At 62.3% G+C, this 25,559-nt stretch carries 28 protein-coding genes; 16 read left to right on the forward strand and 12 right to left on the reverse strand.

Annotated features, from left to right (window positions below):
- The first annotated feature begins 2 nt into the window (after nucleotides 1-2).
- From LZ518_RS09585 to LZ518_RS09620, 8 genes are all read left to right on the forward strand, one after another.
- Nucleotides 3-206, forward strand: a complete 204-nt coding sequence (locus LZ518_RS09585; RefSeq protein WP_249915767.1) for an HIG1 domain-containing protein — start codon at nucleotides 3-5, stop codon at nucleotides 204-206.
- A gap of 11 nt (nucleotides 207-217) precedes the next feature.
- On the forward strand, nucleotides 218-781 hold the full coding sequence (locus tag LZ518_RS09590; RefSeq protein ID WP_249916545.1) for a cob(I)yrinic acid a,c-diamide adenosyltransferase: 564 nt from the start codon (nucleotides 218-220) through the stop codon (nucleotides 779-781).
- An 80-nt stretch (nucleotides 782-861) separates the two neighbouring features.
- Nucleotides 862-2,097, forward strand: a complete 1,236-nt coding sequence (gene egtB / locus LZ518_RS09595) for an ergothioneine biosynthesis protein EgtB (RefSeq protein WP_249915768.1) — start codon at nucleotides 862-864, stop codon at nucleotides 2,095-2,097.
- Nucleotides 2,081-3,040 carry an L-histidine N(alpha)-methyltransferase gene (gene egtD / locus LZ518_RS09600; RefSeq protein WP_249915769.1) on the forward strand — a complete coding sequence of 320 codons (960 nt, stop codon included), beginning with the start codon at nucleotides 2,081-2,083 and terminating at the stop codon, nucleotides 3,038-3,040. Before egtB ends, egtD begins: the two co-directional genes overlap by 17 nt.
- Nucleotides 3,041-3,081: 41 nt before the next feature.
- Complete coding sequence (locus LZ518_RS09605) at nucleotides 3,082-3,384, forward strand: YggT family protein (RefSeq protein ID WP_249915770.1); 303 nt, start codon at nucleotides 3,082-3,084, stop codon at nucleotides 3,382-3,384.
- Entirely contained in the window at nucleotides 3,381-4,268 is an 888-nt protein-coding gene (gene folD / locus LZ518_RS09610) for a bifunctional methylenetetrahydrofolate dehydrogenase/methenyltetrahydrofolate cyclohydrolase FolD (protein ID WP_249915771.1), read from the forward strand. The genes LZ518_RS09605 and folD overlap by 4 nt, the downstream gene beginning before the upstream one ends.
- Entirely contained in the window at nucleotides 4,265-4,915 is a 651-nt protein-coding gene (locus LZ518_RS09615) for a nuclear transport factor 2 family protein (RefSeq protein WP_249915772.1), read from the forward strand. Before folD ends, LZ518_RS09615 begins: the two co-directional genes overlap by 4 nt.
- Nucleotides 4,912-5,544, forward strand: coding sequence for a MarC family protein (locus LZ518_RS09620; protein WP_249915773.1), 633 nt, complete (start codon nucleotides 4,912-4,914; stop codon nucleotides 5,542-5,544). The genes LZ518_RS09615 and LZ518_RS09620 overlap by 4 nt, the downstream gene beginning before the upstream one ends.
- On the opposite strand, the gene LZ518_RS09625 is transcribed toward LZ518_RS09620, so the two are convergent.
- Nucleotides 5,541-7,376, reverse strand: a complete 1,836-nt coding sequence (locus LZ518_RS09625) for an AcrB/AcrD/AcrF family protein (protein WP_249915774.1) — start codon at nucleotides 7,374-7,376, stop codon at nucleotides 5,541-5,543. The genes LZ518_RS09620 and LZ518_RS09625 overlap by 4 nt on opposite strands.
- A gap of 35 nt (nucleotides 7,377-7,411) precedes the next feature.
- On the opposite strand from LZ518_RS09625, the gene LZ518_RS09630 reads away from it, so the two are divergent.
- From LZ518_RS09630 to LZ518_RS09640, 3 genes are read left to right on the forward strand one after another with little or no spacing between them, the layout of a single operon-like run.
- Nucleotides 7,412-7,834 carry a GtrA family protein gene (locus LZ518_RS09630; protein WP_249915775.1) on the forward strand — a complete coding sequence of 141 codons (423 nt, stop codon included), beginning with the start codon at nucleotides 7,412-7,414 and terminating at the stop codon, nucleotides 7,832-7,834.
- A complete protein-coding gene (locus tag LZ518_RS09635; RefSeq protein ID WP_249915776.1) occupies nucleotides 7,831-8,778 on the forward strand; it encodes a glycosyltransferase family 2 protein in 948 nt (315 codons plus the stop codon). Before LZ518_RS09630 ends, LZ518_RS09635 begins: the two co-directional genes overlap by 4 nt.
- Nucleotides 8,778-9,509 carry a class I SAM-dependent methyltransferase gene (locus tag LZ518_RS09640; protein ID WP_249915777.1) on the forward strand — a complete coding sequence of 244 codons (732 nt, stop codon included), beginning with the start codon at nucleotides 8,778-8,780 and terminating at the stop codon, nucleotides 9,507-9,509. The genes LZ518_RS09635 and LZ518_RS09640 overlap by 1 nt, the downstream gene beginning before the upstream one ends.
- On the opposite strand, the gene LZ518_RS09645 is transcribed toward LZ518_RS09640, so the two are convergent.
- Together LZ518_RS09645 and LZ518_RS09650 are read right to left on the reverse strand one after the other, a co-directional pair.
- Nucleotides 9,445-11,076, reverse strand: a complete 1,632-nt coding sequence (locus LZ518_RS09645) for a hypothetical protein (protein ID WP_249915778.1) — start codon at nucleotides 11,074-11,076, stop codon at nucleotides 9,445-9,447. The two genes, LZ518_RS09640 and LZ518_RS09645, sit on opposite strands and share 65 nt — an antisense overlap.
- Nucleotides 11,073-12,293, reverse strand: a complete 1,221-nt coding sequence (locus LZ518_RS09650; protein WP_249916546.1) for an argininosuccinate synthase — start codon at nucleotides 12,291-12,293, stop codon at nucleotides 11,073-11,075. Before LZ518_RS09650 ends, LZ518_RS09645 begins: the two co-directional genes overlap by 4 nt.
- 132 nt (nucleotides 12,294-12,425) lie before the next feature.
- On the opposite strand from LZ518_RS09650, the gene LZ518_RS09655 reads away from it, so the two are divergent.
- Nucleotides 12,426-13,112: an EF-hand domain-containing protein gene (locus tag LZ518_RS09655; RefSeq protein WP_249915779.1), complete on the forward strand. Its 687-nt coding sequence runs from the start codon at nucleotides 12,426-12,428 to the stop codon at nucleotides 13,110-13,112.
- On the opposite strand, the gene LZ518_RS09660 is transcribed toward LZ518_RS09655, so the two are convergent.
- Nucleotides 13,109-14,350: an SAM-dependent methyltransferase gene (locus LZ518_RS09660; protein ID WP_249915780.1), complete on the reverse strand. Its 1,242-nt coding sequence runs from the start codon at nucleotides 14,348-14,350 to the stop codon at nucleotides 13,109-13,111. The genes LZ518_RS09655 and LZ518_RS09660 overlap by 4 nt on opposite strands.
- Before the next feature lie 124 nt (nucleotides 14,351-14,474).
- On the opposite strand from LZ518_RS09660, the gene LZ518_RS09665 reads away from it, so the two are divergent.
- From LZ518_RS09665 to LZ518_RS09680, 4 genes are read left to right on the forward strand one after another with little or no spacing between them, the layout of a single operon-like run.
- Complete coding sequence (locus LZ518_RS09665; RefSeq protein WP_249915781.1) at nucleotides 14,475-16,085, forward strand: hypothetical protein; 1,611 nt, start codon at nucleotides 14,475-14,477, stop codon at nucleotides 16,083-16,085.
- Nucleotides 16,082-17,101: a glycosyltransferase family 2 protein gene (locus tag LZ518_RS09670; protein ID WP_249915782.1), complete on the forward strand. Its 1,020-nt coding sequence runs from the start codon at nucleotides 16,082-16,084 to the stop codon at nucleotides 17,099-17,101. The genes LZ518_RS09665 and LZ518_RS09670 overlap by 4 nt, the downstream gene beginning before the upstream one ends.
- On the forward strand, nucleotides 17,098-17,748 hold the full coding sequence (locus tag LZ518_RS09675) for a class I SAM-dependent methyltransferase (protein ID WP_249915783.1): 651 nt from the start codon (nucleotides 17,098-17,100) through the stop codon (nucleotides 17,746-17,748). Before LZ518_RS09670 ends, LZ518_RS09675 begins: the two co-directional genes overlap by 4 nt.
- Nucleotides 17,733-18,182 carry a GtrA family protein gene (locus LZ518_RS09680; RefSeq protein WP_249915784.1) on the forward strand — a complete coding sequence of 150 codons (450 nt, stop codon included), beginning with the start codon at nucleotides 17,733-17,735 and terminating at the stop codon, nucleotides 18,180-18,182. The genes LZ518_RS09675 and LZ518_RS09680 overlap by 16 nt, the downstream gene beginning before the upstream one ends.
- Here LZ518_RS09680 and rlmN read toward each other — a convergent pair.
- Genes rlmN through LZ518_RS09720 form a run of 8 tightly spaced genes read right to left on the reverse strand, consistent with a single transcriptional unit; the run spans nucleotide 18,179 to nucleotide 25,559 of the window.
- Nucleotides 18,179-19,351: a dual-specificity RNA methyltransferase RlmN gene (rlmN, locus tag LZ518_RS09685; RefSeq protein ID WP_249916547.1), complete on the reverse strand. Its 1,173-nt coding sequence runs from the start codon at nucleotides 19,349-19,351 to the stop codon at nucleotides 18,179-18,181. The two genes, LZ518_RS09680 and rlmN, sit on opposite strands and share 4 nt — an antisense overlap.
- A gap of 48 nt (nucleotides 19,352-19,399) precedes the next feature.
- Nucleotides 19,400-19,846, reverse strand: a complete 447-nt coding sequence (locus LZ518_RS09690) for a hypothetical protein (RefSeq protein ID WP_249915785.1) — start codon at nucleotides 19,844-19,846, stop codon at nucleotides 19,400-19,402.
- Entirely contained in the window at nucleotides 19,846-20,358 is a 513-nt protein-coding gene (locus LZ518_RS09695; RefSeq protein WP_249915786.1) for an A24 family peptidase, read from the reverse strand. Before LZ518_RS09695 ends, LZ518_RS09690 begins: the two co-directional genes overlap by 1 nt.
- On the reverse strand, nucleotides 20,355-21,179 hold the full coding sequence (locus tag LZ518_RS09700; RefSeq protein WP_249915787.1) for a tetratricopeptide repeat protein: 825 nt from the start codon (nucleotides 21,177-21,179) through the stop codon (nucleotides 20,355-20,357). The genes LZ518_RS09695 and LZ518_RS09700 overlap by 4 nt, the downstream gene beginning before the upstream one ends.
- Nucleotides 21,176-22,186: a LytR C-terminal domain-containing protein gene (locus LZ518_RS09705; protein WP_249915788.1), complete on the reverse strand. Its 1,011-nt coding sequence runs from the start codon at nucleotides 22,184-22,186 to the stop codon at nucleotides 21,176-21,178. Before LZ518_RS09705 ends, LZ518_RS09700 begins: the two co-directional genes overlap by 4 nt.
- Nucleotides 22,187-22,190: 4 nt before the next feature.
- Entirely contained in the window at nucleotides 22,191-23,168 is a 978-nt protein-coding gene (locus tag LZ518_RS09710) for a type II secretion system F family protein (RefSeq protein WP_249915789.1), read from the reverse strand.
- 4 nt (nucleotides 23,169-23,172) lie between these two features.
- Nucleotides 23,173-24,174 carry a type II secretion system F family protein gene (locus tag LZ518_RS09715; protein ID WP_249915790.1) on the reverse strand — a complete coding sequence of 334 codons (1,002 nt, stop codon included), beginning with the start codon at nucleotides 24,172-24,174 and terminating at the stop codon, nucleotides 23,173-23,175.
- Complete coding sequence (locus LZ518_RS09720) at nucleotides 24,171-25,559, reverse strand: TadA family conjugal transfer-associated ATPase (RefSeq protein ID WP_249915791.1); 1,389 nt, start codon at nucleotides 25,557-25,559, stop codon at nucleotides 24,171-24,173. The genes LZ518_RS09715 and LZ518_RS09720 overlap by 4 nt, the downstream gene beginning before the upstream one ends.

Raw genomic sequence — 25,559 nt, forward strand, 5'->3', positions numbered from 1 at the left:
CCATGAACACCATCCTTTTCATCCTGCTGCTGGTCGCCATGGCCGCGGTTGTCTACGTCCTGGTCCGCGGCGTGATCGCAATGGCCAACGGCAAGGACGTCTCGGGCGAGGTCCAGCAGAACTACATGCAGAAGCGTGTGCTCTATCAGGGCGTCGCGATCGTCATCGTCGTCCTGATCCTGGCCCTGGCCAGCGGTCGGGGCTGAGGGCCCGCCCCCTGGTCAAGCTCAACAAAATCTATACCCGCACCGGTGACGGCGGCAGCGCCGGGCTGGTCGATGGAAGCCGCGTTTCCAAGTCGTCGGCCCGAATGGCCGCCATCGGCGAAGTCGATGAAGCCAATTCGGCGATCGGCGTCGCAATTGCCGCGCTGCAGCCGGGAATGACCGTCAGCCAGCTTCGCGCCATCCAGAACGAACTGTTCGATCTTGGTGCCGACCTTGCGACTCCGGAAGGAGTCGAAGGCGCGCTGAGGATCGTCGAGCGGCAGGTAACCCGGCTCGAGGAAGAAATTGACGCGATGAACGAGGCGCTGGCGCCGCTGACCAGCTTCATATTGCCCGGCGGATCGATGGCTGTCGCTCTTGTCCACCTGGCGCGCTGCGCGGTTCGCAGGGCCGAACGGGCGGCCGTTGCGCTAAACGAAGCCGAGACGGTGAACGCCCATGCGCTCGCTTATTTGAACCGATTGTCCGATCATCTGTTTGTCGCTGCGCGGCACTTGGCCGCGGCAGAGGGTGGTGATGTGTTGTGGCAGCCTGGGGCAACTCGCGGCGATTAGGCCGACGTTCGTCCACCATAGCGAACATTTATAGAACGAATAACTTTCCCGCAGAGCCGATTCATGGCAGTGGGCTGGCGATGGCAAGAGGAGAGTCAGACTCCGACGGCAAGTCGTTGGGCGATCGCCTAGCTTCGACGCGGGCGATGACGCTCGCCCTCGCCGCGCCGCTGTCCGACGCCGACGCAGCCATCCAGCCCCATCCCGATGCCTCGCCCGCGAAATGGCATTTGGCGCATACGACATGGTTTTTCGAAACCTTCATCCTGCGCGATCATGTGCCGGGCTATCGGCTGCACGACGAGCGCTGGGCCTATCTGTTCAACAGCTACTATGAAGGTGAGGGCGAGCGGCACGCCCGTCCGCGGCGCGGCATGCTCAGCCGGCCAAGCCTCGACTCGGTTCGCGAATGGCGTAGCGAGGTCGACGAGGCGCTCCAGCGCGCGCTGCCCAATTTGCCGGCCGGCGCTCTGAAGCTGGTCGAACTTGGAATTCATCATGAGCAGCAGCACCAGGAGCTGTTTCTGACCGATATTTTGGCGACGTTCGCCGAGAACCCCCTTGAGCCTGCTTATGACAGTCTCGATCGATCGCCAGGCGCCAAGGCCGAAAAGCTGGCGTGGATCGACGGGCGCGAGGGAATGGTCGAGATTGGGGCGCCCGATGGCGGCTTCGCCTTCGATTGCGAGCGCCCCCGCCACCAGGCACTGCTTCATCCTCACCGCATCGCCAGCCGCTGCGTCACCAATGGCGAATGGCAGCAATTCATCGATGATGGCGGCTACCGGGCGCCAACCCTCTGGCTCAGCGACGGCTGGGATTGGCTCACGCGCGAAAATGTCACGTCACCGCTCTATTGGCACGGAGATGGCAGGCAGTTCACCTTGGCCGGGCGCCGCGCGATCGACGCCGACGCACCGGTCGCTCATGTCGGCTATTATGAAGCTGACGCCTTCGCCCGCTGGGCCGGAGCGCGCCTGCCGACCGAATATGAATGGGAAGCGGCGTTCGGCACGTTCGAATCCGGCCAGGGCCACCAGCTCGACCGGGCCGGCGCGGTGCTGCCCGAGGCCGGTGGCGGGCCGTTCGGCGATGTCTGGCAATGGACCCAGTCGGCCTTCCTTCCCTATCCCGGGTTCAAGCCCGAGGAAGGCACGGTAGGCGAATATAATGGCAAGTTCATGAGCGGGCAGATGGTGCTGAAGGGCGCCAGCTGCGCGACGCCGCGCGGGCACTCGCGCGCCAGCTACCGCAATTTCTTCCCGCCGCCGTCGCGCTGGCAATTCACGGGGGTGCGCCTTGCTCAAGACGCTTGAGATAGTTGACCCGGCGTTCCGCGCCGATGTGCTGAACGGCCTGGCCGAGCCGATTCCGGCCATTCCGGCGCGGTGGCTTTATGACCGGCGAGGGTCGGAACTGTTCGACGAGATCACCCGCCTTCCCGAATATTATCCGACCCGCACCGAGACGGCGCTGCTCGAAGACAGGATCGACGAGTTGGCGAGGCTGGTCCCGGCGGACTCTGCCGTGATCGAATTTGGCGCGGGAAGCGCCACCAAGACCCCGATCCTGCTTCGCGCGGCCAAGCCCAAGGCCTATGTGCCGATCGATATCAGCGGCGATTATCTGCGCGAAAGCGCCGCACGGGTTGATGCCGAGTTTCCCGGCCTCGCCGTTCATCCGGTCGAAGCGGACTTTACCAACCACGTCGACCTTCCAGCGGCGATCGACGGAATGCCGCGCCTCGGCTTCTTCCCCGGTTCAACCATCGGCAACTTCGTTCCGCAAAGCGCGACCGACCTGCTGCGCCACTTCCGGAGCATCCTTGGCACCGGCGCGCGGCTGCTGATCGGCATGGACCGGGTCAAGCCAGTCGACCGGCTGATCGCTGCCTATGACGACCCCAAGGGCGTCACCGCCGAGTTCAATCTCAACCTGCTGCGCCGCATCAACCGGGAGCTTGGTGGCGATATCCCTCTCGATGCCTTCCGCCACCAGGCGAGGTGGAACGACATGATGGGGCGGATCGAAATGCACCTGGTTGCTACCCGCGATGTCGAATTCCAAATCGAAGACCGCCGGTTCAGCTTTGCCAAGGGCCGGTCGATCCACACCGAAAACAGCCACAAATACGGGCCTCGCGGTGCCCGGTTGCTGCTGCTGGCCGGAGGCTGGACGCCACTTGCCGAATGGACTGCTCCCGACGAGGATTTTGCCCTGATCCTGGCCGAAGCTGAGCGCGAGCGGTTCGCCCCTTGAGTGAGATTGTGCCGCGAAGAATGGGCGGCTAAGCCAACGCAATGATCCTCGCTCTATTCGACATCGTCCTGTTCCTGCTCCGCCTGCTCTCGATCCTGGTTATCGTCCAGGTGATCGTGAGCTGGCTGGTCGCGTTCAACGTCGTCAACCTGCATCAGCCGTTCGTGCGGGCGCTCTACACCGGCATGGAACGGGTGACCGAGCCGGTCTACCGGCCGATCCGCAAGGTCCTGCCCGATTTCGGCGGGCTCGACTTCTCGCCGATCGTCCTCCTGCTGCTGATCCAGGTAATATCGATGCTGGTCGCCGGCGCACGGAATGATGTGCTGCTCGCGACGATATGAGCGCTCGCATTATCGACGGAAAGGGCGCGGCTGCCGCGCTTAGGGCGAAGGTCGCGGTCGAGGTCGCGGGGTATCGCGCTGCCACCGGCCGGGCTCCGGGTCTCGCCGTGGTGCTGGTCGGCGAAGATCCCGCTTCGGCGGTCTATGTCCGTTCAAAGGGCAAGGCGACGCTGGAAGCCGGAATGCTGAGCTTCGAGCATAAGCTCCCGGCCGAGATCAGCGAGGGCAAGCTGATCGACCTTATCAACGAGCTCAATAGTGATCCGGCGGTCGATGGAATCCTGGTCCAATTGCCGCTGCCGGATCACATTGATCCCAACCAGGTCATATTGGCGATCGATCCGGACAAGGATGTCGACGGCTTTCACCCGATCAACGCCGGCCGGCTGGCAATCGGGCTGACCGGCTTCACCCCCTGCACACCGCTGGGTTGCCTCAAGCTCCTCAAAGCAGAGCTCGGCGATCTCAGCGGCAAGAATGCGGTCGTGATCGGCCGTTCGAATATCGTCGGGAAACCGATGGCGATGCTGCTTCTGGCCGAGCATTGCACCGTGACCATCGCCCATAGCCGCACCCGCGACCTGCCCGAGGTCGTGCGCGCGGCAGACATTGTCGTCGCGGCGGTCGGGCGTGCCGGCATGGTCAAGGGCGACTGGTTGAAGCCTGGCGCGACCGTCATTGACGTCGGCATCAATCGCGTGGCGGGGGAGGGTGGCAACAGCCATTTGGCGGGCGACGTCGACTTCGCCTCCGCTAGCCAGATAGCCGGTGCGATTACGCCCGTACCCGGCGGGGTCGGACCGATGACCATCGCCTGCCTGATCCGCAACACGCTGGTCTCCGCCGCGCGCCGTGACGGGTTTGAACTGCCGGAGGATTTATGATCCTGGCCCTTATTCTTGCGGCGCAGGCAGCACCTGCCGATGCCCCCGCGCCAGTCACGGCGATCGACGCCGAGCGGGCATTTGTCACCGATGCCCATACGATTGGCCAGTGGGCCGCGTTCCGCAAATGGTCGACCGACGACGCGGTAGTGTTCGGCCCTCAGCCCGAGAATGCGCACGAAGCGCTGAAGGATGCGCCGGAGCCCAAGGTCGCCATCTTCTGGTGGCCCGGCAAGAGCTACGTCAGCTGTGATGGCAACCTTGCCGTCAATACGGGCCCATGGGTTCGGCAGGCCGGCAAGAGGGTCGGCTTTTTCACTACCGTGTGGCGCAAGCAGGCGGGAGAGTGGCGGTGGGTCTATGACGGTGGCGGCGACCTCGAAGTACCGCGAGCGGAAGGCGGCGACATCAAGCCAACCCTCGCCTCCTGCGCAACCCGACCCGCCCGGGCTGCAGTGCCGGGGCCAATCGAAGGTTTCGCCGCACCTTTCAAAACGGGCAGCGGAAGCAGCGCCGACGGCACCCTGACCTGGCATTACCGGGTCGACGTGCGCGGCGCGCGGCATTTCACCACCCAATTGTGGGATGGCAGTAGCTGGCAAACGGTGATCGACGACCGGGTTCCGGCCCCGCCCGCACAGCCATGATCGAGCTGTTCACCACCGCCTTCATCACCCTTGCGGTGATCATCGATCCGCCGGGCTGCGCCCCGATCTTCGCCTCGCTGACAGCCGGTACCGACGCCGCGCATCGTCGGCGAATGGCGATCCGTTCCGCCTTCGTCGCCTGGTGCATCCTGATCTTCTTCGCTCTGCTGGGCGAACCATTGCTCCGCACCCTCGGAATTTCACTGAGCGCTTTCCGCCTGGCCGGCGGCATCATGCTGTTCATGATTGCCCTCGACATGGTGTTCGAGCGGCGGACCGAGCGGCGGGAGGAACGCGCCAAGGAGATTGAGGGGACGCCGGAGGCCGAGGATATTTCGGTTTTCCCGATGGCCATTCCGATGATCGCCGGACCGGGCTCGATCGCTTCGATCATGCTGCTCACCGCGCGCGCCGACGGGCTGGTGGAGGATGCGATCGTGCTGACCGCGCTGACGCTGGTGTTGCTCCTGACCATGATCGCCCTCCTATTGGCCGGACCGCTGATGAAACTGATCGGCGCCAAGCTGGAAGCGATGATCACTCGCATTCTCGGCGTGATCCTTGCGGCGCTGGCGGCCCAGTTTGTGCTCGACGGGTTGGAGCGGAGCCTGCCCGGCCTCGCGGGTTAGCGGACTACCTTCCACATTTTGAACGGCGAATTGGGACCGAGGTCGACCGGCCGAAGCCAGTTCGGAACCTTTCCCTTGTCGAGCTGCACGTAGAAGCCCTTGGGGGCCTCGGACATGAAGATCGTCGCGGTCGACATATTCGGGCAGGTCAGAACATAGTCGCTGCGATACTCGTCGATGATGCGGTGAGCCTGGGGCTCGTCGCCGCGGAACGCATTCATCACGTCGGCAATCATCTTGTCGTTGCGATGATAGGGGCCGCCGACCGCATCATGATGCGTCGCAACGATCAGTCGCGGGCCGAGATCGATAAAGGTGAAGATCATGCCCTTGGGCTGGCGCGCAACCGGGGCCAGCGCGACCAGGCTCGGGCATTTGTTGTTGGCCTGAGACACCTGCTGCGCCATCGCGCCCTTCTTCTTGGCCGGGATGACCTGCATCGCGAGCGGCACCGCGGCGCCAAAGCCGAGCAGGACAAGAACGAAGGCGGCAATGTGCAGCCACCAATTGGACGATTTCATCCAGTGGCTGGCCAGCAGGACAATCAGGGCAGTTGCGCCAGGCAGGGCCATCATCTGCGCGGCCGGACCGGCGCGGACCTGCCAGAACAACAAGACGAGCCCTGCGAGCGACGGCAAGGCAACCGCCAGGATCCGGAGCAGCCGGTCGCGATTTTCCGACCCAGCCCTCCATTCGTTCCAAACGAGCAAGGCCCAGCCAAATACTGCTGTCGCTGGAAGCGCGATCACCGTCGCCGCCACGCGCCACTCGTGGCGGTAAAATGGCTTGGCCTCGCGCACATAATCGAGCCAGAGCCGTGTCGCTTCGGGCGACACACCTTCCAGTCGCTGGAGGCAGTTGGGCCAGGCGAGCGCGTGGAAACCGGCAAGCGTAATGCCCGCGACGGCTGCCCCCCCGAGCCGTGCTTTCCAGCTGTCCAGCTTCAGCATCGCAAGGCCGAGCATCACCGCACCGCCGATCGCGGCGTCGCTCAGCCAAACCGGCGACAGCGCGTCACACACCGCCTGGCGATTGGCGTAGGAAGCGAACAGCAGAAAGCCAAACGCGGTGCTGGCCACCAGCGAGGCTGCGTAAGTCGCTAGGCGGCGGCGCTGGTCGCGGTCGGCGACCCAAAGGAGTACCGTCGCGCCTCCAAGCAGCGCCAGGTAGATCATCATTTCCAGCCCGATCGCCAGCGACAGGCCGGTGGCGATGCCGAGCGTCGCGCCGCCCCTCGCCCGCTTCGGATCGGCCATCCCCGAAATCGACAGGGCAAGCAGGGCAAGCTGCCAGCCGTGGTGATCGATCCTCAATGGCGCGAACATGCCCATGGTCGAGTAAGCGCACAGCAGGCCGATCACCGGCAGCGGCCAGGCCTTGTCGTTCACCAGCCGCTTCATGGTCAGGGCCAGCGAAAAGGCCATTAACAAGAGCGGCAACAGGGGAGCGATGGCGACAGCGGTCCGCTCGGCGTCCGCCCCACCGACCAGGGGCTTCATGAGCAGGATGATCCCGGCGATCGGCAGGTCGACCAGCCGCGACCAATGGATATTTCCTCCGCCATGCGCCGGGTCGAAGCGGTGCTGGATTAGGTCGAACCAGCCCTGCCCGCCAAGCAAGGCGCGAACCTGCGCCATGCGCAGGTTATCGTCGGTGTCGGGCAGCGCGAACGCCTGGATCAGGCCCCACTTGTTGGCGATGGCGACCGCCGCATAGGCCACCCACGCGAGGACCACCACCCAACGCCAATGGCGGAAAAACAACTCCCTGGTGCTGGAAAACAGCTCCGCCGGCCGATCCTCGTCCATCCGTTCCCCCGCCAACTCTGACATTGTGTCCTAGCGGCGAAACACTACAGAGCAAGCCGATGATCCAGTCGACGCTACAGAAAATCGATCCCGATCGGCGGACCGTGCTGGTCCAGTTGATCCGCTACGGATTTGCCGGGCTGGCGATCACGCTGGCGGTCGCCGCCAGCTATTGGGCGATCACGGACCTTCTGCATATCGACCCGATGATCAGCTTCACCATCGTGTTCATCGTCTTTTCGCTGATCAGCTATGTCACCCATGGCGAGTTCAGCTTCCGCGGCCACGGCACCAGGGACCAGCACCATATCCGCATGGGCCGGTTCCTGGCGGTCAATGTGCTTGGCTATTTGGTCAACCAGGGTTTCATCTGGTTGCTGGTCAAGCAGGCCGGCGGACCGACCTGGTGGCCGACCATCCCGATGGTGTTCATCACGCCGCTCTTGACCTTCACCCTCCATCGGCGGTTCGTCTACGCATGAACATGGTAGAGCTCAGCCTGGTCATGCCGGTCAAGGACGAGGAAGCGGCGATCGGCCCCTGCCTGGCCCGGCTGATTCCGGTCATCGAGGCAATGGATGATCCGGCGGCGCGATCGTTCGAGATATTGTTCGTCGACGACGGCAGCAGCGACGCTACCCTTGACGTCATTCGCAAGGCCAATGCGGCCGATGGCCGCATCCGCGGGATTTCGCTGTCGCGGAATTTCGGCAAGGAAGCTGCGCTGACCGCCGGGATCGACGCGGCCCGCGGAATGGCAGTGGTCCCGCTCGACGTCGACCTGCAGGACCCGCCGGAAGCGCTCCCGAAAATGGTCGCTCAATGGCGTCAGGGGTTCGACGTCGTTTACGGCGTGCGGGACAATCGCGAAACCGACAGCCTGCCAAAGCGGATCACCGCCGACTTTTATTACCGGGCCCATAATTGGCTTTCCAACGACAAGATTCCCGAACATGCCGGAGACTTTCGGCTGCTCGACCGGAAGGTGGTCGAGGTGATCCGGCGCATGCCGGAGCGCAATCGCTTCATGAAGGGCCTGTTTGCCTGGGCGGGCTTCAAGCAGACCGCGGTCAGCTATCACCGCGAAGAGCGCAAGGTCGGCAGGACCAAGTATAATTATTGGAAGCTGTGGACGCTGGCGATTGATGGAATCACCTCGGCTTCGACTGCCCCGCTGCGCATCTGGAGCTACCTTGGCGGGGTCGTCGCCCTTGGCGCCTTGGGCTACGCGCTGTTCATCATCATTCGCACGCTGACCACCGGTATCGTCGTCCCCGGCTACGCCTCCTTGATGGTCGCGATCCTCTTTCTGGGAGGCCTTCAGCTGCTCTCCCTCGGTGTGCTCGGCGAATATGTCGGGCGGATACTGACCGAGACCAAGGCGCGCCCGCTGTACGTCGTTCGCGAAACCATCGGCACCGACTGATGGAGCGAAAAGTCTATGACCAGATGGCGCAACTCGACAGCTGCCATTGGTGGTTCACCGCCCGCCGCCGGATTTTGGACGGCGTAATCGAGCGGATTGTCAGGCCGCCACGCGACGCTCGTATCCTCGAGCTCGGCGCCGGCACCGGCCACAATCTGGCGATGCTGTCCCGCTTCGGCGAAGTTGAAGCGAGCGAGCTCGATCCTGGAGCGCGCGAACTGGCCAGCGAGCGGCTCGGCCGGCCGGTCGTCGAGGCCGCATTGCCCGACCTGTCGATGTTTCCGGCCGAGACCTATGACCTGGTGGCCCTGCTCGACGTGCTCGAGCATGTCACCGATGACACGGGATCGCTGACAGCCATCTTCGAACGGCTGAAGCCCGGCGGCGCGCTGCTCCTCACGGTTCCGATCAATCCGTGGATGTGGAGCGCACACGACGTCGCCCACCACCATCATCGCCGCTACCGCAAGTCCGAAATCCGCCAACTCGCGACGAATGCGGGTTATCGGATTGACCTGCTGTCGCCGTTCAACAGCCTATTATTCCCGCCGATCGCCGCAGTCAGGTTGGTTGGAAAGCTGACGCACAAGGACGACAGCGACGATGCCATGCCCTCGGCTCCCGTCAACAAGGTGCTCGACATGGTTTTTGGAATGGAGCGCGGCCTTATCGGCCGGGTCCCCTTACCGTTCGGAGTGTCCTTAGTCGCTGTTCTTCGCCGGCCTCGCTGAGCGGCACATGCTTTAGCAATATGGACCCCTTGACGGCCCAAACCGGCCGCCAGCCGTCGACCCAGTCCGCCGGGATAGGTCGCATATCGATCAGCCACAGATAATCGAAGGCGTCGTGGGGCAAATTGTAGAGCGCCGCGCGGACCGACCAGCCTTCATGCCGGCAGCCGGGATCGCGCACGATCTGCGATGGATCGCGCTGGAACCAGCCGGCCGCCGGGTAACGGACCGTCATCAGGGTCGAGCCGGCCATCGGCCAATGATCGTTGGTATAGGCCTCCTTGCGAACCGTCGCGATCGCGCCGAGATGGTCGGACCGCCTCAATGTCCAGCGCTCGCAGCGGTCCCACACCAGCACCGCGATCCGCGATCCGCGCTCGACATGGTCGAGCGCCTGCAGCTGGACCTTTTGCCGATTCCAGGCGATCGCCATGCTCGCGGTCGTTCCGGCGATCCGCACCAGCATGAAGCCGACCGCCGCCACCGCCAGCCAGGTCGCCAGCGGAAAGCGCGTTTCGTTCTTGAAACGGACCGCAAGGATGAAGATCGCCGCCGCGAACGGCACCAGCCGCATATCGGCATAGGCCGACCCGAACACGATGCGCGGCAGCAGCACGTAGGTGGCCGCCAGCATCAAGCCGGAAAAGGCGAGGTTACGCGACAGGGTCAGGCGCGGATGGATCAGGGCGAAGACCGGCACCGCCAGCACGACCGCGGCCGAGGCGATGTCGAACGCCTCCCACCGGTCGCGGAACATTCGCAGCAGATATTGCCACTTATAGTCCCAGTCGAACCACTTGTGCGTCAGCCCGCCCGTCGCTTCCGTCCGCCAAAGCACGACCAGGAGCACCGGAAGCGCCATAACCGCGGCGTGGTAGGCACCGCGCAGGATCGCCATCCACCAGCTTCTTCCCCGATCGTGCTGGCGGACGCATTCTGCCGAAAAGCACATCAGCCCCAGCGTGCCCCAGCCAAAGGTGTGGGCGAAGAAGACGATGAAGCTGATCGGCACGAACAATATGGCACGAAGCCTGGACTTGCCCAGGCGGCCAAGCCGCAGCCACAGGCCGAATGCCAGCAACGCCAACGCCATCGACAGCGCGAAATTGACGAAGCCGAACATGAAGGGATGCCCGAAGGCCAGCGGCAGCGCAAAGGCCACGGTCGGCGGCAGTCGATTATGCACTTCGCGAGCAACCCACAGCATGCCGGCTACGGTCATTGGCGGGATCGACATCACCACCAGCTTGGTTGCCGGTTCGACCCCCAGCAGCTTCGATAAGGGCACCACAATCAGGTCGACGCCGAGATTGCCGATCGGCAGCCAGCGGAACGAAAACCATTGCTGCAGGAAGGGGCTGGTGGCGAGGTCGGCGGCGACTTTGTAGCGACCCATATGGCCGCCGATGTCGACGATCGGCGGGATCGCCGGATAGAGGAACGGTACGAAGGCCAGCAGGATCATTGCCGCAACGAACGGTCGCCCTTCCCACCATGGGCGCGGAGACCCTTTGGGCAGCGCCGCAGGCGCAGCCTGTTCGGCTACGAGATGCGGCGTCTTGATCAAATGCGGTCACGCCTTCCGAGCAGGCGCAGGCGGAGCGCGTTCAGCTTGATGAACCCTTCGGCATCCCGCTGGTCATAGGCGCCGGCGTCGTCCTCGAACGTCACTACCTTCTCGCTGTACAGGCTGTTCGGCGACTTTCGGCCGGTAACATGGACTCCGCCCTTGTACAGTTTCATCCGTACCGTGCCGTCGACCTTGGCCTGGCTCTGGTCGATCGCCGCCTGCAGCATCTCGCGCTCGGGCGCGAACCAGAATCCGTTGTAGATCAGCTCCGCGTAGCGCGGCATCAGCTCGTCCTTGAGGTGCGCCGCACCGCGATCGAGGGTCAGCTGCTCGATTGCCCGGTGCGCGGCATGGTAGATGGTGCCGCCCGGGGTCTCGTACATGCCGCGGCTCTTCATCCCGACGAAGCGGTTCTCGACCAGGTCGAGCCGGCCGATGCCGTGCCGCTTGCCAAGCTCGTTAAGCCTGGTCAGCAGCGCCGCCGGCGACAGCGCCTCGCCGTTGACCGCGACCCCATCTCCGCCCTTGAAGTCGATGGTGATTTCCTCCGGCTTATCGGGCGCGGAAACCAGATCGTCGGTGCGCGAATAGACATAGTCCGGGACCTCTTCCCACGGATCCTCAAGCACCTTGCCCTCGGACGAAGTGTGCAGAATATTGGCGTCGGTCGAAAAGGGGCTTTCGCCACGCTTGTCCTTGGGGACGGGTATCTGGTTCTTCTCGGCAAAGTCGATCAGCGCGGTTCGGCTGTTCAGATCCCATTCGCGCCATGGCGCGATCACCTTGATGTCCGGCGCCAGCGCATAATAGCCGAGTTCGAACCGGACCTGGTCGTTGCCCTTGCCTGTGGCTCCATGGCTGACGGCGTCAGCGCCGACCGCCCTCGCAATTTCGACCTGGCGCTTGGCGATCAGCGGGCGGGCGATCGACGTGCCGAGCAAGTATAGCCCCTCGTACAGGGCATTGGCCCGCATCATCGGGAAGACGTAATCGCCGACGAATTCCTCGCGGAGGTCGTCGATAAAGATATGCTCCGGCCTGACGCCCATCAGCTCGGCCTTGTGCCGTGCGGGCCCCAGCTCCTCGCCCTGGCCAAGGTCGGCGGTGAAGGTCACCACTTCGCAAGCATATGTCTGCTGCAGCCATTTCAGGATCACGCTCGTGTCGAGGCCGCCAGAAAAGGCGAGCACGACGCGGTTGATCTGTTCGGCCATCTTGGTGTTTTCCTTCATGTTGAGGCTGCCCGGACGGGTGGCGGGCGCCTTGCCACCATCACCCCTGCCGTTCAAGCGCCATACAGATAATCGGGATTAGCCCTTCTTTTCCTGTAGAGGAGGGGCTGACTCATGAAGAAGTTTCTGATCGCTACGGCCGCGCTGATGGCTGGGACCGTCGCTCTGGCCCAGAATGCTCAAACAGCGGCCCCGCCGCCCGCTCCGCCGGCCCCGCCCGCGCCAATGGCGCATCCGATGGCAGACAAGGTCATGACCCGCGCCGAAACGGTAGCGATGGTCCGGGAGCATTTCGGGCGGATGGATACCGACCGTAACGGTTCAATTACCAAGGAAGAGATTGAGCAGGGCCATGAGAAGATGGCCGCTCACTTCAAGGATGGGCCGGGCGGACCGCACCGGATGATGATGCACGATGGGCCGATGGGCGATCCCAACGCGGCCTTCGATCGGTTGGATGCCAACCGCGATGGCGCAATCAGCCGCGACGAATTCGCCAAGGCTCATGAAGAGCGGATCGAAAAGCGCATCGAAATTCGCGAGCAGCGCAAGGAAGCGCTGGGCGACAAGGGCGATCGGGGCGAGCTTCGGCCGCACCGATTTGGCGGTGGACGGATGATCGTCATGGCCGATACCAACCACGACGGACAGATTACACTAGCCGAGGCTGAAACCCTCGCCCTTCAGCACTTCGACCAGATGGATGCCAATCATGACGGCCAGGTCACGCCGGAAGAGCGCCGCGCCGCCCGGCCGATGATTCACAAGAAGGTGATCGAAGAGCGCAAGACCGACGGCTAGGCGGCCTTTCTCGGAGCGGCATCGGCGCGCCGGTACCGCTCCTCCGCCTCGAACATATAGTCGCGGGTGATCGGCACCGCATGGCGGTCGCGGATGTACTGGACCTGGTAATTGCAGGCCGCGCCGCTCTCGAACATCACGATCCCGCCGGCAAGGTAGAATTCCCACATCCGGAAGAAGCGCTCGTCATACATGGCGACGATCTGGTCGCGGGCCTGGGTCGCCCGTTCGAGCCAATGGCGCAGCGTATAGGCATAATGCAGCCTTAACATCTCGACATCGCTGGCGATCAGCCGGACTTTCTCGCTCGCTGCGCTCATCTGGCTGAGCGACGGCAGGTGATAGCCGGGGAAGACCCATTTGTCGGTGAATGGATCGGGCGCACCGGCCTGCCCAAGCTTGCCGATCGTGTGGAGCAACATCACCCCATCCTCGGCCAGCAGCTCCCGGCATTTGGCGTAAAACTCCTCATAGTGGGCCGCGCCGACATGTTCGAACATGCCGATCGACACGATCCGGTCGAAGCTGCCTTCGAGATGGCGATAGTCGATCAGTTCGAATTTCACCCGGTCGGCGACTCCTGCCTCCTCCGCCCGGCGCCGCGCGACCTTGAGCTGCTCCTCCGACAGCGTGATTCCGAGCACGTCGACGTCGGCGACCCGGTTCAGGTACAGCGCCGTGCCGCCCCAGCCCGAACCGATGTCGAGCACTCTCATTCCGGGCTTCAGGTGGAGCTTGGCGGCGATATGCGCTTTCTTGTCGGCCTGGGCCTGCTCCAGGCTGTTGGCCGGGTCGGTGAAGTAGGCGCAGCTGTATTGACGATCGCCGTCGAGGAACAGCTCGTACAGCTCATCCTTGAGGTCATAGTGATGCGCGACGTTGCGCCTCGACTTGGCCGGCTTGTTGCGGCGGAGCAGCTTCTTCAGGCCCTTGATCTTGCCCTTGCGCATCAGTGAGCGGCCTTCGCCGCCCTGCTCCCAGGGATTGGCCCCGGTGATCAGCTCCAACAGGTCGAGGATCGTCCCGTCCTCAATGATGAGGCGCCCGTCCATGTAGGTTTCGCCGATGTTGAGGCGCGGATTGCGAACCAGGTCGAAGGCGACGCGCTTGTCGGCGAAACGAACCGTCAGCTCCTTGCCGTCGCCAGGCCCATAGGTTTCGCGGCTGCCGTCGGACTGGACAAGCGTGATCCGACCCCTGGTCAGCAACGTCCCGATCAACCTGGAAATCAACGCCATTCATTACCTCCGGTCAGGAAGGCACGTTGGCTGGTTAAGCAGCCGCGTTCAAGTCTGCCCCGGCCCACCTTCGCGACTTCCCATCAAAAACCTTCTCACATAAGATGAGCACGGGGGAGGTGTTATGGGGATTCAGGACGTGCATCATGCGGTTCGCGAAGACCTCGCCGATCTGGCCTCGGCGGCGCCGACGTTTGAAGGCCATCAGGCTGCAGCGGGCCAACCCAAGCTTAGACAGCTTACCTTTTCAATTTTGGCGGTCTTGGCAGCCATAGCCATATTACTTCAACTCAAGACGTATCCCAATCACGACGTCGCTTGGGTGCTATGGGGTACTCGTGAAATGTTGATGGGCGCCAAATGGGGTGTCAATATCATCGAGCCGAATCCCCCGCTGGCTTGGTATCTCTCAATTCCTACTACGATTATTGCCATGTGGTCAGGACTTCCGCTCGATTGGATTTTTCGAATCGCGGTAGTCGCCGCGGGTGCATTGTCTGTTGAATACTTCTGTCGGCTTTTGCCTGGCGAGCCCACGCGCGTTCGTTATGCGATGCTATGCGCCACTGCCGCGACTAGCCTCTTGATACTGCCCGGGAAGGAGTTTGGCCAGCGAGAGCACTTAGTTGCGATTGGAATACTTCCCTATTTAGCGTTATGTGGCCAACGAATTTGCGCGAAATGTGAGACTGGGGCTGCAAAAGCCGCAGCTATTGGCGTCTATGCTGCATTTGGCCTTGCGCTGAAACCATATTTTCTCGTGGCCCCACTTTGTTTAGAATTGGCCATTCAAATTGCGCGCAAGCGAAAAATATCATTAATACGTCCTGAGAATCTAGCCATATGTGGAGTCGGTTTAATATATGCAGCCGAACTGTTCTTATTCGAGCAGGATTATTTGCAACAAGTTGTTCCATTGGCGAGCTCCATCTATTGGTCCTTCGACCGTCCTTTGGCAGAAGTATGGGACAACGTTCAACCGCAAATATTATCTGTGCTGCCGTTTGTATTGATTGTATTCGTGAAACGGGATCGGATTGGAATTGTCTTTCTTGCTGCACTGGTGGGATTTATTGCTTCCTATTTCGTGCAGCACAAAGGTTACCAGTATCACTTATTTCCATTCAGCGTAGTCGCATTGCTCTTGCTGGCACATTTAGCATCGGAACTGCGCGGCCTCGTGCGAATACCCATTCTCATCGCCCTGATAGCCTATCTCGGGATCTGCGCCCTACCGACTGTCCGGTGGTGGAAAGATAACCGGCCGGGCGGCCCAAGTGCGCTTGAGGTTGATCGAATGCGTAATTCAATAGCCGAGCATGCACTCAATGGCCGATTTTTGGTAGTCTCTCTTCACCCATATCCTACCTTCCCCGTCGCCATTTACACTGGAGCGCATCATGTCTCCCGCACGAACAGCCACTGGTTTTTGGGAGCGACGGCTCAGCTTCGAGCAGGTCTGGCAATACGACCAGACGCGGCCATGATTGAGAAGCATGCTCGCGAATTCATGCTTCACGACCTGTCCCAAATGCCCGACCTAGTGCTGATCGATACGGATGCCGCTCGTCACACCATGGGGCCAAGGGACTTTGATTATCTGGCGTTCTTCAAGGAAGACCCAGCATTCCAAGAAGCGTGGCGGCAGTATCGGGAGATCGAGCCAATCGGCAAATTTCGGCAGTTTGTCCGGATTGATACCAGAGTTCGCACGAAGGAAGCACAGGTCTCATGAAAGGTAGTCGTGCCCCCTATCGAATTGCTGTGGTCATCCCTTGCTTCAATGTTGGTCAAACGATTGCCACTGTGGTGGAAACCATCCCGGGCGACATTTGGCGCATCTATTGTGTGGACGATTGCAGTCGCGACGACACGCAATCTGTAATCACCCATTTCAGCAAGACGGACTCGCGCATTCGTGGAATCTGGCGTGAGCGTAACGGCGGCGTCGGCGCCGCATTTATGGACGGATTGACCAAGGCAATCGGCGACGGTGCCGAGATCATTGTCAAGGTCGATGGCGATGGGCAAATGAACGGCGCCTTCGTGAATGAATTCGCAGCGCCGATCGTCGAGGGTGAGGCCGATTATGTAAAAGGAAACCGCTTCTTCGACATCGAGCGGGTCCTGGCGATGCCCCGTATCCGGCTGGTCGGAAATGCCGGGCTTTCCTTTCTGTCCAAATTGTCGACCGGCTACTGGAATCTCTTCGATCCCACAAATGGTTACATAGCGATCCACAGCGATATTGCTCGATTGATTCCGGCGCATAAGGTGCACCAGAGATACTTCTTCGAGTCCGACCTTTTATTTCGGCTAGCCATCCTCCGCGCGAAGGTCGTCGAATTGCCGCTGGAGACCGTCTACGAAGGCGAAGCTAGCCACCTCAATACGTGGCGTTGCCTGATCACGTTCCCGTTTCTGCATTTCAGAAACTTCTTCAAACGGCTGATTTACAACTATGTCGTCAGAAATTTCAGCGTAGGCTCGATCGCACTTCCAACTGGACTTCTCCTTGTATTGTCGGGCGTGATTTACGGCGTAATCAAGTGGCTGGACAGTTTCAGAACTGGAGACCCTGCCACCGCAGGCACAGTCATGCTGAGCGCGCTGCCGGTGCTGGTGGGCATACAGTTCATCTTGAGTTTTTTGGCACATGATGTTGCATCAGTTCCAGATGCACCAATCCACAATCGCCTGAATCACAAGAAGACGATTGTAACTCCTGAGAGAAAAGCAAGAAATAAATGACCAGCATGATCGCGCATATCAGGAGGCGCCAGCGAGTGCTGAGGGCAGCAATCGAATACAAAAAGGATTTTGAGGCATGGGAAGAAAGCTGCGTTCCTTCCTATTGCCACCCTAACCCGGCGGCTGCTTATGTCAGCTGGCTGCGACTGTTTGCTGCTGCGGATCTTTCAAAGCGTGTCGGACCGCCTGCCAGAAGGGCATTGGATTTTGGCTCTTCAATTGGAGAGCTTGGCCACCTCCTTCCCAATACCGCCAAGTATGACTTTATCGAAGAACTCGATGCTGCAGCTGAGTTCCTGATTGAGCAGTTGCCCGACGCTCGGCGAACGACATTGGAAGGCGCGCTGCAAGGCTCCTATGATCGCATATTCGCAATCGATTCCCTCGAGCACAACGCCAGCTATCGCGCCTTGCTTACGACTCTCATCACCAAGCTCGCGCCTGGTGGTGTGTTCATCTTGTCGGGGCCAACCGAGAATAGGCTGTATAAATTGGGTCGCAAAATTGCCGGGTTTGAGGGTCACTATCATGAGACTAATATCCACGCGATCGAAGCAGCTGCCGGCGAGATGATGAGCCGGCTTGCTGTCAAGACCATCTTGCCAATCGCACCCCTTTTTAGGGTTACTGCATGGACCGCAAAATAGGCCGCTACAGCCTGACGGCGGCGGCTTTGGGGCTGCTACCCACAAAGATCCGAACGATTGCGGAACAAATGAGTCGGTACGCGATTGCCGGCTTGGGAATTACTTTGGCGGTTGCAGCAAGCTACTGGGCGCTCGCCGAACTTGGCCAGATCGATCCAATGATCTCGCTAGCGATAGTCGTGCCCATATTTGGCGCTATTAGCTACATAACGCATGGTTCGTTTAGCTTTCGAGGCCATGGCGAAAGAGATCGGCACCATATTCGTGCTGGCCGCTTCGTATTTGTGGCGCTGGTCACGTTCCTGCTCAATCAGTTCCATGTTTGGCTACTGGTCAAACAGCTCGGTGGGCCAACCTGGTGGCCAACTATTCCTATGGTGCTGGTAACGCCGCTAGTGACGTTCGTGCTACTACGCCGCTACGTATATAACTAAGCCGCAGCAGCCGCTTCCCGGTCCCGCTCGGCTCTAGAACGCTTCTCCGCCGCAGTCTTGAGCTGGCCGCAGGCGGCGTCGATGTCGCGGCCGCGCGGAGTACGCACCGGCGCAGAGATTCCAGCCTCGAACACGATATTGCTGAATGCCTTTATCCGCTCGTCGGTCGAGCATTCGTAAGGCGCGCCGGGCCAGGGGTTGAACGGGATCAGATTGACCTTGGCCGGCAGCTTGTATTGCTTGATCAGCCGCACCAGCTCCCGCGCGTCAGCATCGCTGTCATTCTTGTCCTTGAGCATCACATATTCGAAGGTGATGCGGCGCGCGTTGTTGGCGCCGGGATAGGCGGCGCAGGCGGCAAGCAGCTCGTCGATGCCGTATTTCTTGTTGAGCGGGACGATCTCGTCCCTGATTTCCTTGGTCACGGCGTGCAGGCTGACCGCGAGATTTACCCCAATCTCCTCCCCGGCGCGGTCCATCATCGGCACCACGCCCGAGGTCGACAAGGTGATGCGGCGTTTGGAAAGTCCCAGCCCGTCGCCGTCCATGACGACCTTCAGCGCCTGCTTCACATTGTCGAAATTATAGAGCGGCTCACCCATGCCCATCATGACGATATTGGTCAGCATCCGGCCTTCGGGGCTGGACGGCCATTCACCGAGCGCGTCGCGGGCAAGCATGACCTGGCCGACGATTTCGCCGGCCTCGAGATTCCGAACCAGCTTCATCGTGCCGGTGTGGCAGAAACGGCAATTGAGGGTGCAGCCGACCTGGCTCGACACGCACAGAGTTCCGCGGTCGGCGTCGGGGATGAACACCATCTCGAAATCATGGCCGTCGTGCGTCCGGAGCAGCCATTTGCGCGTGCCGTCGGAGGAAACCTGCGCCTCGACCACTTCAGGACGAGTGATTGCGAAACGCTCGATCAGCCAGGGCTGCTGGGCCTTGGCGATGTCGGTCATCTTGGCGAAGTCGCTGACCCCGCGATTATAGATCCAGTGCCAGATTTGCTTGGCGCGGAGCTTGGCCTGCTTCGGATCGAGCCCGGCGGCCTCCAGCGCGGAGCGGATGTCGGCCTTGGGACGCCCGATGAGCTCGACCTTGCCGTCGGCACGCGCCGGAGACGCGCGCGGAACGGGCACGGGATCGACGGGGCCGGGAATCGGCATCAATGAGGTATTGGCGCTCATGGCAGGCCGGCGCCAATATAAGAATTATCAGCGATTTACCAGTGTTGCCGAACAAGCCGCCGCCGCATCGATCGCCAGCGGCGCACCGTCGAGGCTGTAGCGGTCGACGATCCGACCGCCGCCCGGGCTGCGTGCCTCGACCCGCATTCCCCCGCTGCGGCGCATGGCGGCGATAATCGCCTGCTCCTGCCTGGGGCCCCGGCTCCAGGCCATGTCGCCCTGGCTCATCAGCATGAACGGCTGATCGCCGATGGTCAGCATGACGGTCGCTCCCGCCCTCGGCACGCGGCTGAGCCGAATTGCAAGCTGTCCATGGCGTGGACCTCCGGCGTCAAACGACAGGCTGGCCCTGGCCGGCAAGCGATCCTTGTAGACCGTGCCGACCGACCTTGCCGCCGCCTCGCACGTCCGGCCCTGGCTCAGCGTCGACCATTGCCCGTCGGCGGCGACGATCGCCGGAGCCAGCGCCAACATCAGAAATGAATGAACGGCGAGTTCCAAACGCGCAGCCACCAACCCATCAGCGCGACGCCCAGCGCGATCGCGATGCCATAGGGAATGGGGCCTCTGCGCTTCAGCAGCAAGGCCTTGGTTCGCGCGCCGTCGGGCCAGGGCAGGCGACGAACGGCCATGATGACCAGCGTTTCGATGCCACCGGCGATGGCGATCGCGACCATCGCCTTCCAGCCATCACTCAGGTCGAACCAGAGCGACGATGCCGCGAGCAGCTTGATGTCGCCCCCGCCCATCCAGCCGCGGCCGAACATGAAAGTGCCGACCGCCAGCACCGCCGCGAACAACAGGAAGTTCTGCCATAGACCGCTGACCGGCCCGTCAAGCACCAGCGCGGCGAAGGCACCGATCGCTACCAGGCCCGATATCCAGTCGCTGATCCTGAGCCTCCAGCCGTCCTCAATTGCAGCCAGCACCAGCAACAGCAGCAATAGTCCAGCCAGCCAGTCCGGGGCCGTTACCAGCAGCCTCATTGAGCGCGGCCCAACGCCGCGAGGTTGGCGGCCGCCCGGTCATACCAGCGGCTCCTGAGCTCTATCGCCTGAGCAAAGGCCGCTTCGGCGCGTTTCCGGTCACCGCTGGCCGCGGCGACGACTCCGGCATCGTTCAGCCGGATGGCGTAAGCTTCATCGCCCTCACCCGCGGTCCGAGCCGGCAATTCGGCCGCGACCGCCGCGCGGGCGAGTTCCAAATTGTTGGCGAGGCGCGGCAGTCTGGAGTTGATCGAATTGGCACGCTCGAAGCTCGCCAGAGCGTCGGCCCAGCGGCCACGGAGCATCATCGACCAACCCTGGTTATTGGCGACTGCGGCGCTGTTCGGATCGAGCTGAGCTGCGCGGAGATAGGCGGCGTCGGCCTCCTCCCACCGGCTCTGGTCATCGGCGGCCGCTCCCCGCGCGTTCCATGCCCGCCAGGTGGCGCCCGGCGCCTGTGTCGCACGGTCGAGCAATGCCGTGGCCTCGCTTGCACGGCCTAGATGCAGCGCGGCAATTCCGGCCCGCTCCAGCAGCAACGACTCATTGGGATGATTGGCAAGCAGTGCCCGGTAAAGGCCGAGCGCTGCTTCATATTCGCCCCGCGCCAGTGCGAGGTCGGCAAGCAACCGGTCGACCGGCTCGCCCTTGGCGCCGGCGGCGACAGCCACTCCAAGCATTTGCTTGGCTTGGTCAAGCCGGCCCGCTGCAATTGCCCGGCCGGCCTCGCTGAGGGAAACAGCGGACGGCGCGTCGGCTTGAGGGGGCGCAGCTGGCGCGGGATCGGCGAGCGCCAAGAGCAACGCCAGCGTGAGGGTCATGCCTTGGGCTGGAGCGCGGTCTCGCGCGCCGCGTCGCGACCGAGCAGGATGGTCAGCCCGCCCTTGTCCGCCTCACGACGCTCGAGGCTGAAGCCGAACTGGGCTGCCAGCCGAAGGGCTCGCGGTGCGTCCGCCGAGCTGTAGAGGATGGCGCTTTGTTTTCGAACCGCCGGGGCGTCGCCGATCTTCGCGTCTGCAAAACCGCGCATTGCGAGGTAGGCGCGAGTGCGGGCCGCGAGCCCCTGTACGCGCGCCGCATTGAGCAAGGTCACTGCCGGTTGCATCTTCCGATCGAATTGGATGGTCGTTCTGGTCGCAGTGCGAGCTACGGTCCGCGCTTCCCACTTCGGCTCGGGCCGGGTGACCAGCGCCACTTCGCGTAGCGACAACCGTTCCAACTTCAGGCTGGCGATCGGTCGCTCAACCGCCAACGGCGCAATGTGCGGCGCAACCGCCACCGGCGCGAAGCTCGGCCGCTCAACCGCCACCGGCGCGGAGCGCGGCGGCGCGAGGGCTACCGTCACACTTTGCGCCGGTGGCGGAGGCAGCACGGGAACCGAGCCAGGCACATCACGCGGCGCCTCGGGGGCGACGACGCGCGCCGCCAGCTCGGTCTTTACCCGTGCGGCTTCGTCACGCTGTCCCTGAGAATCCAGGGACTGGGCGAACAGGGAATAGACTTCGGTATTAGCCGGATCGACCGCCAGCGCCGATTCATAGTAGCGCCGAGAAAGGTCGCCCCTCCCCATACGGTCGTAACAGGTGGCAAGCCCAATCAGAGCCGGCACGCTGTCCGGCTCCTCGCGGAGCGCCTTGCGAAAAGCTTCGACCGCAAGGCCGACGTTGCCGAGCGCCAATTGCGACGCGCCTTCGGCCACGCGAAAGTTTGCCGGCTGCGATCCTTGGGCGAGCGGCTGTTTGATCGAGCGAACGTCGATGCTGTTTGCCGTGCAGGACGCCGCGGCGATTGCCGAGATGGTCCAAATGAGAGAGTAGCCCCTTTTCATCGCCTCACCTCGTAATTGCCGGGATGACGGTCCGAATGGTTCGGATCACCGCTGGAAGCATCAGAACGCCGATCATCACCGGCAGCATGCAAGTGACAAGCGGCACCGATAGGAGCACCGGCAATCGATGCGCCTTTTCCTCTGCGCGCATCCGCCGCCGCTCACGCATTTCCGAAGCATAGACGCGCAAGGTCTGCGCGATGGAAGAACCCAGCTTGTTCGACTGGATAAGTAGTGTCGCAAATGCCCGAATCTCGTCGGCGCCAGCACGGTCGGCCATGCGCCGCAGCGCGTCCTCCTGGCTTCTGCCGGCGCGAAGCTCGAGCACCACCGAGCCAAGCTGTTCGGCAAGCAGCGGATGCGACCGCGTCATTTCCATGCCCACCCTGCTGAAGGCCGCTTCAAGGCCCAGCCCGGCTTCAACGCAGACCAGCATCAGGTCGAGCGCATCCGGGAACCCATTGATGATGTCGCGTTGCCTGCGATCGGCGCGCGCCCTGATCCACAGGCTGGGCAGATAAAGGCCAGCCAGCGCGGCGATCATTCCAGTAAGGTAGATTTTGGTCAGCGATGGCGAGCTTCCGTTCGCCCACAGGAACCCAATCGCCGCCAGCGGAAATCCGATCACCGTAATCAACCTGATCAGCGAATAGACGCGCGGCGCATGTTCCTGCGAATAGCCGGCAGCTACCAGACGGCTGCGCAGCGTCGCATCCTTGGTATCGACCAGCGGCACGCCGGCCTTCTCGATCGCCGAGACCAGAGCAATCCAGGCCCCACGGGCGTCATGCACGCGCAGTCCCGCCCCGGGGACAATTCCGTCCTGGTCCATGCTTGGGGTCGAACCGCTCGACAGCCGTCGCCGGACTTCGTCCCGCTCGCGCAGGGTCAAAACGATGCCGAAGGTCACCGCGGCTACCGCCAGGAACAGCAGGATGAGCAGGGCGATCCGGGCGGTGTCATTGGCAAGGAGCTCGGTCATCGCGCTACACCTTCAAGTCGATCATTCGGCGGATCGAAAAGAAGCCGATCAGATACAGAACCAGCAACGCGACATAACCGGGCAGAAACGCCGGATCGTCGGCGACATCGAGATAGAATCGAGGGTTGCCGATGAACAGCAAGGTGAACGCCACGACCGGCAAGGCCGAAAGCATTGCGGCGGTCATCCTCCCCTCGCTCGAAAGGGCCCGAACCTTCAGCATCATCGATGCCCGTTCGCGGATCACCTGGCTCAGATTCTCCAAAATCTCGGCCAAGTTGCCGCCGGTCTCGCTCTGCACCGCAAGGCTGACCACGAACATCCGCATGTCTTCCAGGTCCCAACGATCGGCCATGGCGGTCAATGCGTCGCGCAGGTCCGCGCCATACGTGACTTCGTCGACGACGATGCCAAATTGGCTGCCGATCGGGTCCGGCATTTCGACCGTCAGCAGGTCGAGTGCAGCGGCAATCGGATGCCCGGCGCGAAGGCCGCGAACGAACACATCCAGGGCTACCGGAAACTGGTCCTGCATTTTCTTGCGCATGCGGGTCGCGCGGAGATTGAAATAGAACATCGGCAAAGCGGCGCCGACCAGGAATGAGAAGGTCGCGAGCAGCAACACCCGGCCGCTTCCAAGCGCGACTTCGCCAATGATCATGAACAGGATGAGCGCCAGAAAGATCAGGAGGGGAGCGAGCGCCAGGGCCAGCATCAAGCGCCCGGTCGGCATCGCAATCCCGGCCGCCATCAGCGTCTTTTCAAAGGCGATGATCGGCCGTGCGATCAGGTTCGGGACCAGATCCGCCAGGTTGCTGGTCTGGCGGCGCAGCAGCTGCATTGCCTCACCCCGCGAAACGCCGCGACTGATCAGGTCGAGGCGCTGGTTGATTGCCTGGCTTTCAAGCTTGCGGCCAACCATGACCGATACGACCCGCTCGACCGCAAACACCACCGCGGCGAACACAAGGACCAGGACGATCGCGCGGAGCCAGACATCGCTCATGCTTCGAAATTCCTGTCCGGGCGGAAGAGGTCGGGCGACAGGGTAACGCCGTGCGCCATGACCTGCTCAAGGAAACGCGGGCGAATGCCGCTGGCCTCGAAGCGACCCTGGACGATGCCGTCGGCGGAGACACCGGTCTGCCGGTAGCGGAAGATCTCCTGCATGGTGATGACATCGCCTTCCATGCCGCTCAATTCGGAGAGGCTGACCAACTTGCGCCGGCCGTCCGAGAGTCGGGCCACCTGCACGACGACGTGAATTGCCGATGAGATTTGCGCCCGCGCCGAGCGTGCCGGGACGTCGATCCCGCTCATCCCGATCATCTGCTCGACGCGGCTTAGTGCGTCGCGCGGCGTGTTGGCGTGGACGGTAGTCATCGATCCGTCGTGCCCGGTGTTCATCGCCTGCAGCATGTCGAACGCTTCGCCGGCGCGAACCTCGCCGACGATGATCCGATCGGGCCGCATGCGCAGCGAGTTCTTGACGAGGTCGCGTTGAAGGATTTCGCCCCTTCCTTCGATATTGGCAGGCCGTGTCTCCAGCCGGGCGACATGCTCCTGCTGAAGTTGAAGTTCGGCCGAATCCTCAATCGTGACGATCCGCTCGCGATTGTCGATGAAAGCCGACATCGCATTGAGCATGGTTGTCTTGCCGGAGCCGGTACCGCCGGAGATGAGCACGTTGAGCCGTGCCGCGACGACCGCCTTCAGCACGTCCGCAACTTGTGAAGGCACCGACCCGATCTCGGTCAACCGAGCCATACTGATCGGCGTCTTGGCGAATTTGCGGATCGACAGCAGAGCCCCGTCAAGCGCCAGCGGCGGAACCACCGCGTTGACGCGGCTGCCGTCGGCGAGACGGGCGTCGACCATCGGCGCGGATTCATCAACGCGGCGGCCGACTGCCGAAACGATCTTCTGAATGATGCGGATGAGGTGCTTTTCGTCCTTGAACCTAACCGGCGATGCCTCCAGCACACCGAACCGCTCAACGAACACGCTATTGTGTCCGTTCACCAATATATCGGTGATCGTTGCATCCTTGAGCAGCGGCTCGATCGGGCCCAGCCCGAGCAGCTCGTCCAGCACATCGTCGACCAGCTGCCGGCGTTCGGCCTGGTTGAGCGCATGACGCTGCTTGTCCAGTTCCTCCAGGACGATATCGCCGACTTCGTCCTGGATCTGTTCGCGCGACATGGTGTCGAGCGCGCTCAAATTGATCAGTCCGAGCAGGCGCTGGTGGAGCTCAACCTTGAGATCGGTGTGAAGGTCCTTGGTAGCGAACGCGCCGGCATCGCCGGTAGTCTGGAGCTTCCGTTCTTCTTCGGTCCGCTCGGCAACCTCTTCCGGGCCGGTTTGATCCTTGGGTTTGCGAATCTGCCACAT

The sequence above is a fragment of the Sphingomonas brevis genome, from assembly GCF_023516505.1.
Lineage (GTDB): Bacteria > Pseudomonadota > Alphaproteobacteria > Sphingomonadales > Sphingomonadaceae > Sphingomicrobium > Sphingomicrobium breve.

Coding starts and splice junctions, on each gene's coding strand:
- LZ518_RS09675 (WP_249915783.1), top strand. CDS start 17,098: ATGACCAGCATGATCGCGCATATCAGGAGGCGCCAGCGAGTGCTGAGG.
- LZ518_RS09655 (WP_249915779.1), top strand. CDS start 12,426: ATGAAGAAGTTTCTGATCGCTACGGCCGCGCTGATGGCTGGGACCGTC.
- LZ518_RS09710 (WP_249915789.1), bottom strand. CDS start 23,168: ATGACCGAGCTCCTTGCCAATGACACCGCCCGGATCGCCCTGCTCATC.
- LZ518_RS09715 (WP_249915790.1), bottom strand. CDS start 24,174: ATGAGCGATGTCTGGCTCCGCGCGATCGTCCTGGTCCTTGTGTTCGCC.
- LZ518_RS09690 (WP_249915785.1), bottom strand. CDS start 19,846: ATGTTGGCGCTGGCTCCGGCGATCGTCGCCGCCGACGGGCAATGGTCG.
- folD (WP_249915771.1), top strand. CDS start 3,381: ATGAGCGCTCGCATTATCGACGGAAAGGGCGCGGCTGCCGCGCTTAGG.
- LZ518_RS09705 (WP_249915788.1), bottom strand. CDS start 22,186: ATGAAAAGGGGCTACTCTCTCATTTGGACCATCTCGGCAATCGCCGCG.
- LZ518_RS09695 (WP_249915786.1), bottom strand. CDS start 20,358: ATGAGGCTGCTGGTAACGGCCCCGGACTGGCTGGCTGGACTATTGCTG.
- egtB (WP_249915768.1), top strand. CDS start 862: ATGGCAAGAGGAGAGTCAGACTCCGACGGCAAGTCGTTGGGCGATCGC.
- LZ518_RS09665 (WP_249915781.1), top strand. CDS start 14,475: ATGGGGATTCAGGACGTGCATCATGCGGTTCGCGAAGACCTCGCCGAT.
- LZ518_RS09660 (WP_249915780.1), bottom strand. CDS start 14,350: ATGGCGTTGATTTCCAGGTTGATCGGGACGTTGCTGACCAGGGGTCGG.
- LZ518_RS09680 (WP_249915784.1), top strand. CDS start 17,733: ATGGACCGCAAAATAGGCCGCTACAGCCTGACGGCGGCGGCTTTGGGG.
- LZ518_RS09615 (WP_249915772.1), top strand. CDS start 4,265: ATGATCCTGGCCCTTATTCTTGCGGCGCAGGCAGCACCTGCCGATGCC.
- LZ518_RS09605 (WP_249915770.1), top strand. CDS start 3,082: ATGATCCTCGCTCTATTCGACATCGTCCTGTTCCTGCTCCGCCTGCTC.
- LZ518_RS09670 (WP_249915782.1), top strand. CDS start 16,082: ATGAAAGGTAGTCGTGCCCCCTATCGAATTGCTGTGGTCATCCCTTGC.
- LZ518_RS09650 (WP_249916546.1), bottom strand. CDS start 12,293: ATGGCCGAACAGATCAACCGCGTCGTGCTCGCCTTTTCTGGCGGCCTC.
- LZ518_RS09630 (WP_249915775.1), top strand. CDS start 7,412: ATGATCCAGTCGACGCTACAGAAAATCGATCCCGATCGGCGGACCGTG.
- LZ518_RS09640 (WP_249915777.1), top strand. CDS start 8,778: ATGGAGCGAAAAGTCTATGACCAGATGGCGCAACTCGACAGCTGCCAT.
- LZ518_RS09635 (WP_249915776.1), top strand. CDS start 7,831: ATGAACATGGTAGAGCTCAGCCTGGTCATGCCGGTCAAGGACGAGGAA.
- LZ518_RS09720 (WP_249915791.1), bottom strand. CDS start 25,559: ATGTGGCAGATTCGCAAACCCAAGGATCAAACCGGCCCGGAAGAGGTT.
- LZ518_RS09585 (WP_249915767.1), top strand. CDS start 3: ATGAACACCATCCTTTTCATCCTGCTGCTGGTCGCCATGGCCGCGGTT.
- rlmN (WP_249916547.1), bottom strand. CDS start 19,351: ATGCCGATTCCCGGCCCCGTCGATCCCGTGCCCGTTCCGCGCGCGTCT.
- LZ518_RS09625 (WP_249915774.1), bottom strand. CDS start 7,376: ATGTCAGAGTTGGCGGGGGAACGGATGGACGAGGATCGGCCGGCGGAG.
- LZ518_RS09620 (WP_249915773.1), top strand. CDS start 4,912: ATGATCGAGCTGTTCACCACCGCCTTCATCACCCTTGCGGTGATCATC.
- LZ518_RS09700 (WP_249915787.1), bottom strand. CDS start 21,179: ATGACCCTCACGCTGGCGTTGCTCTTGGCGCTCGCCGATCCCGCGCCA.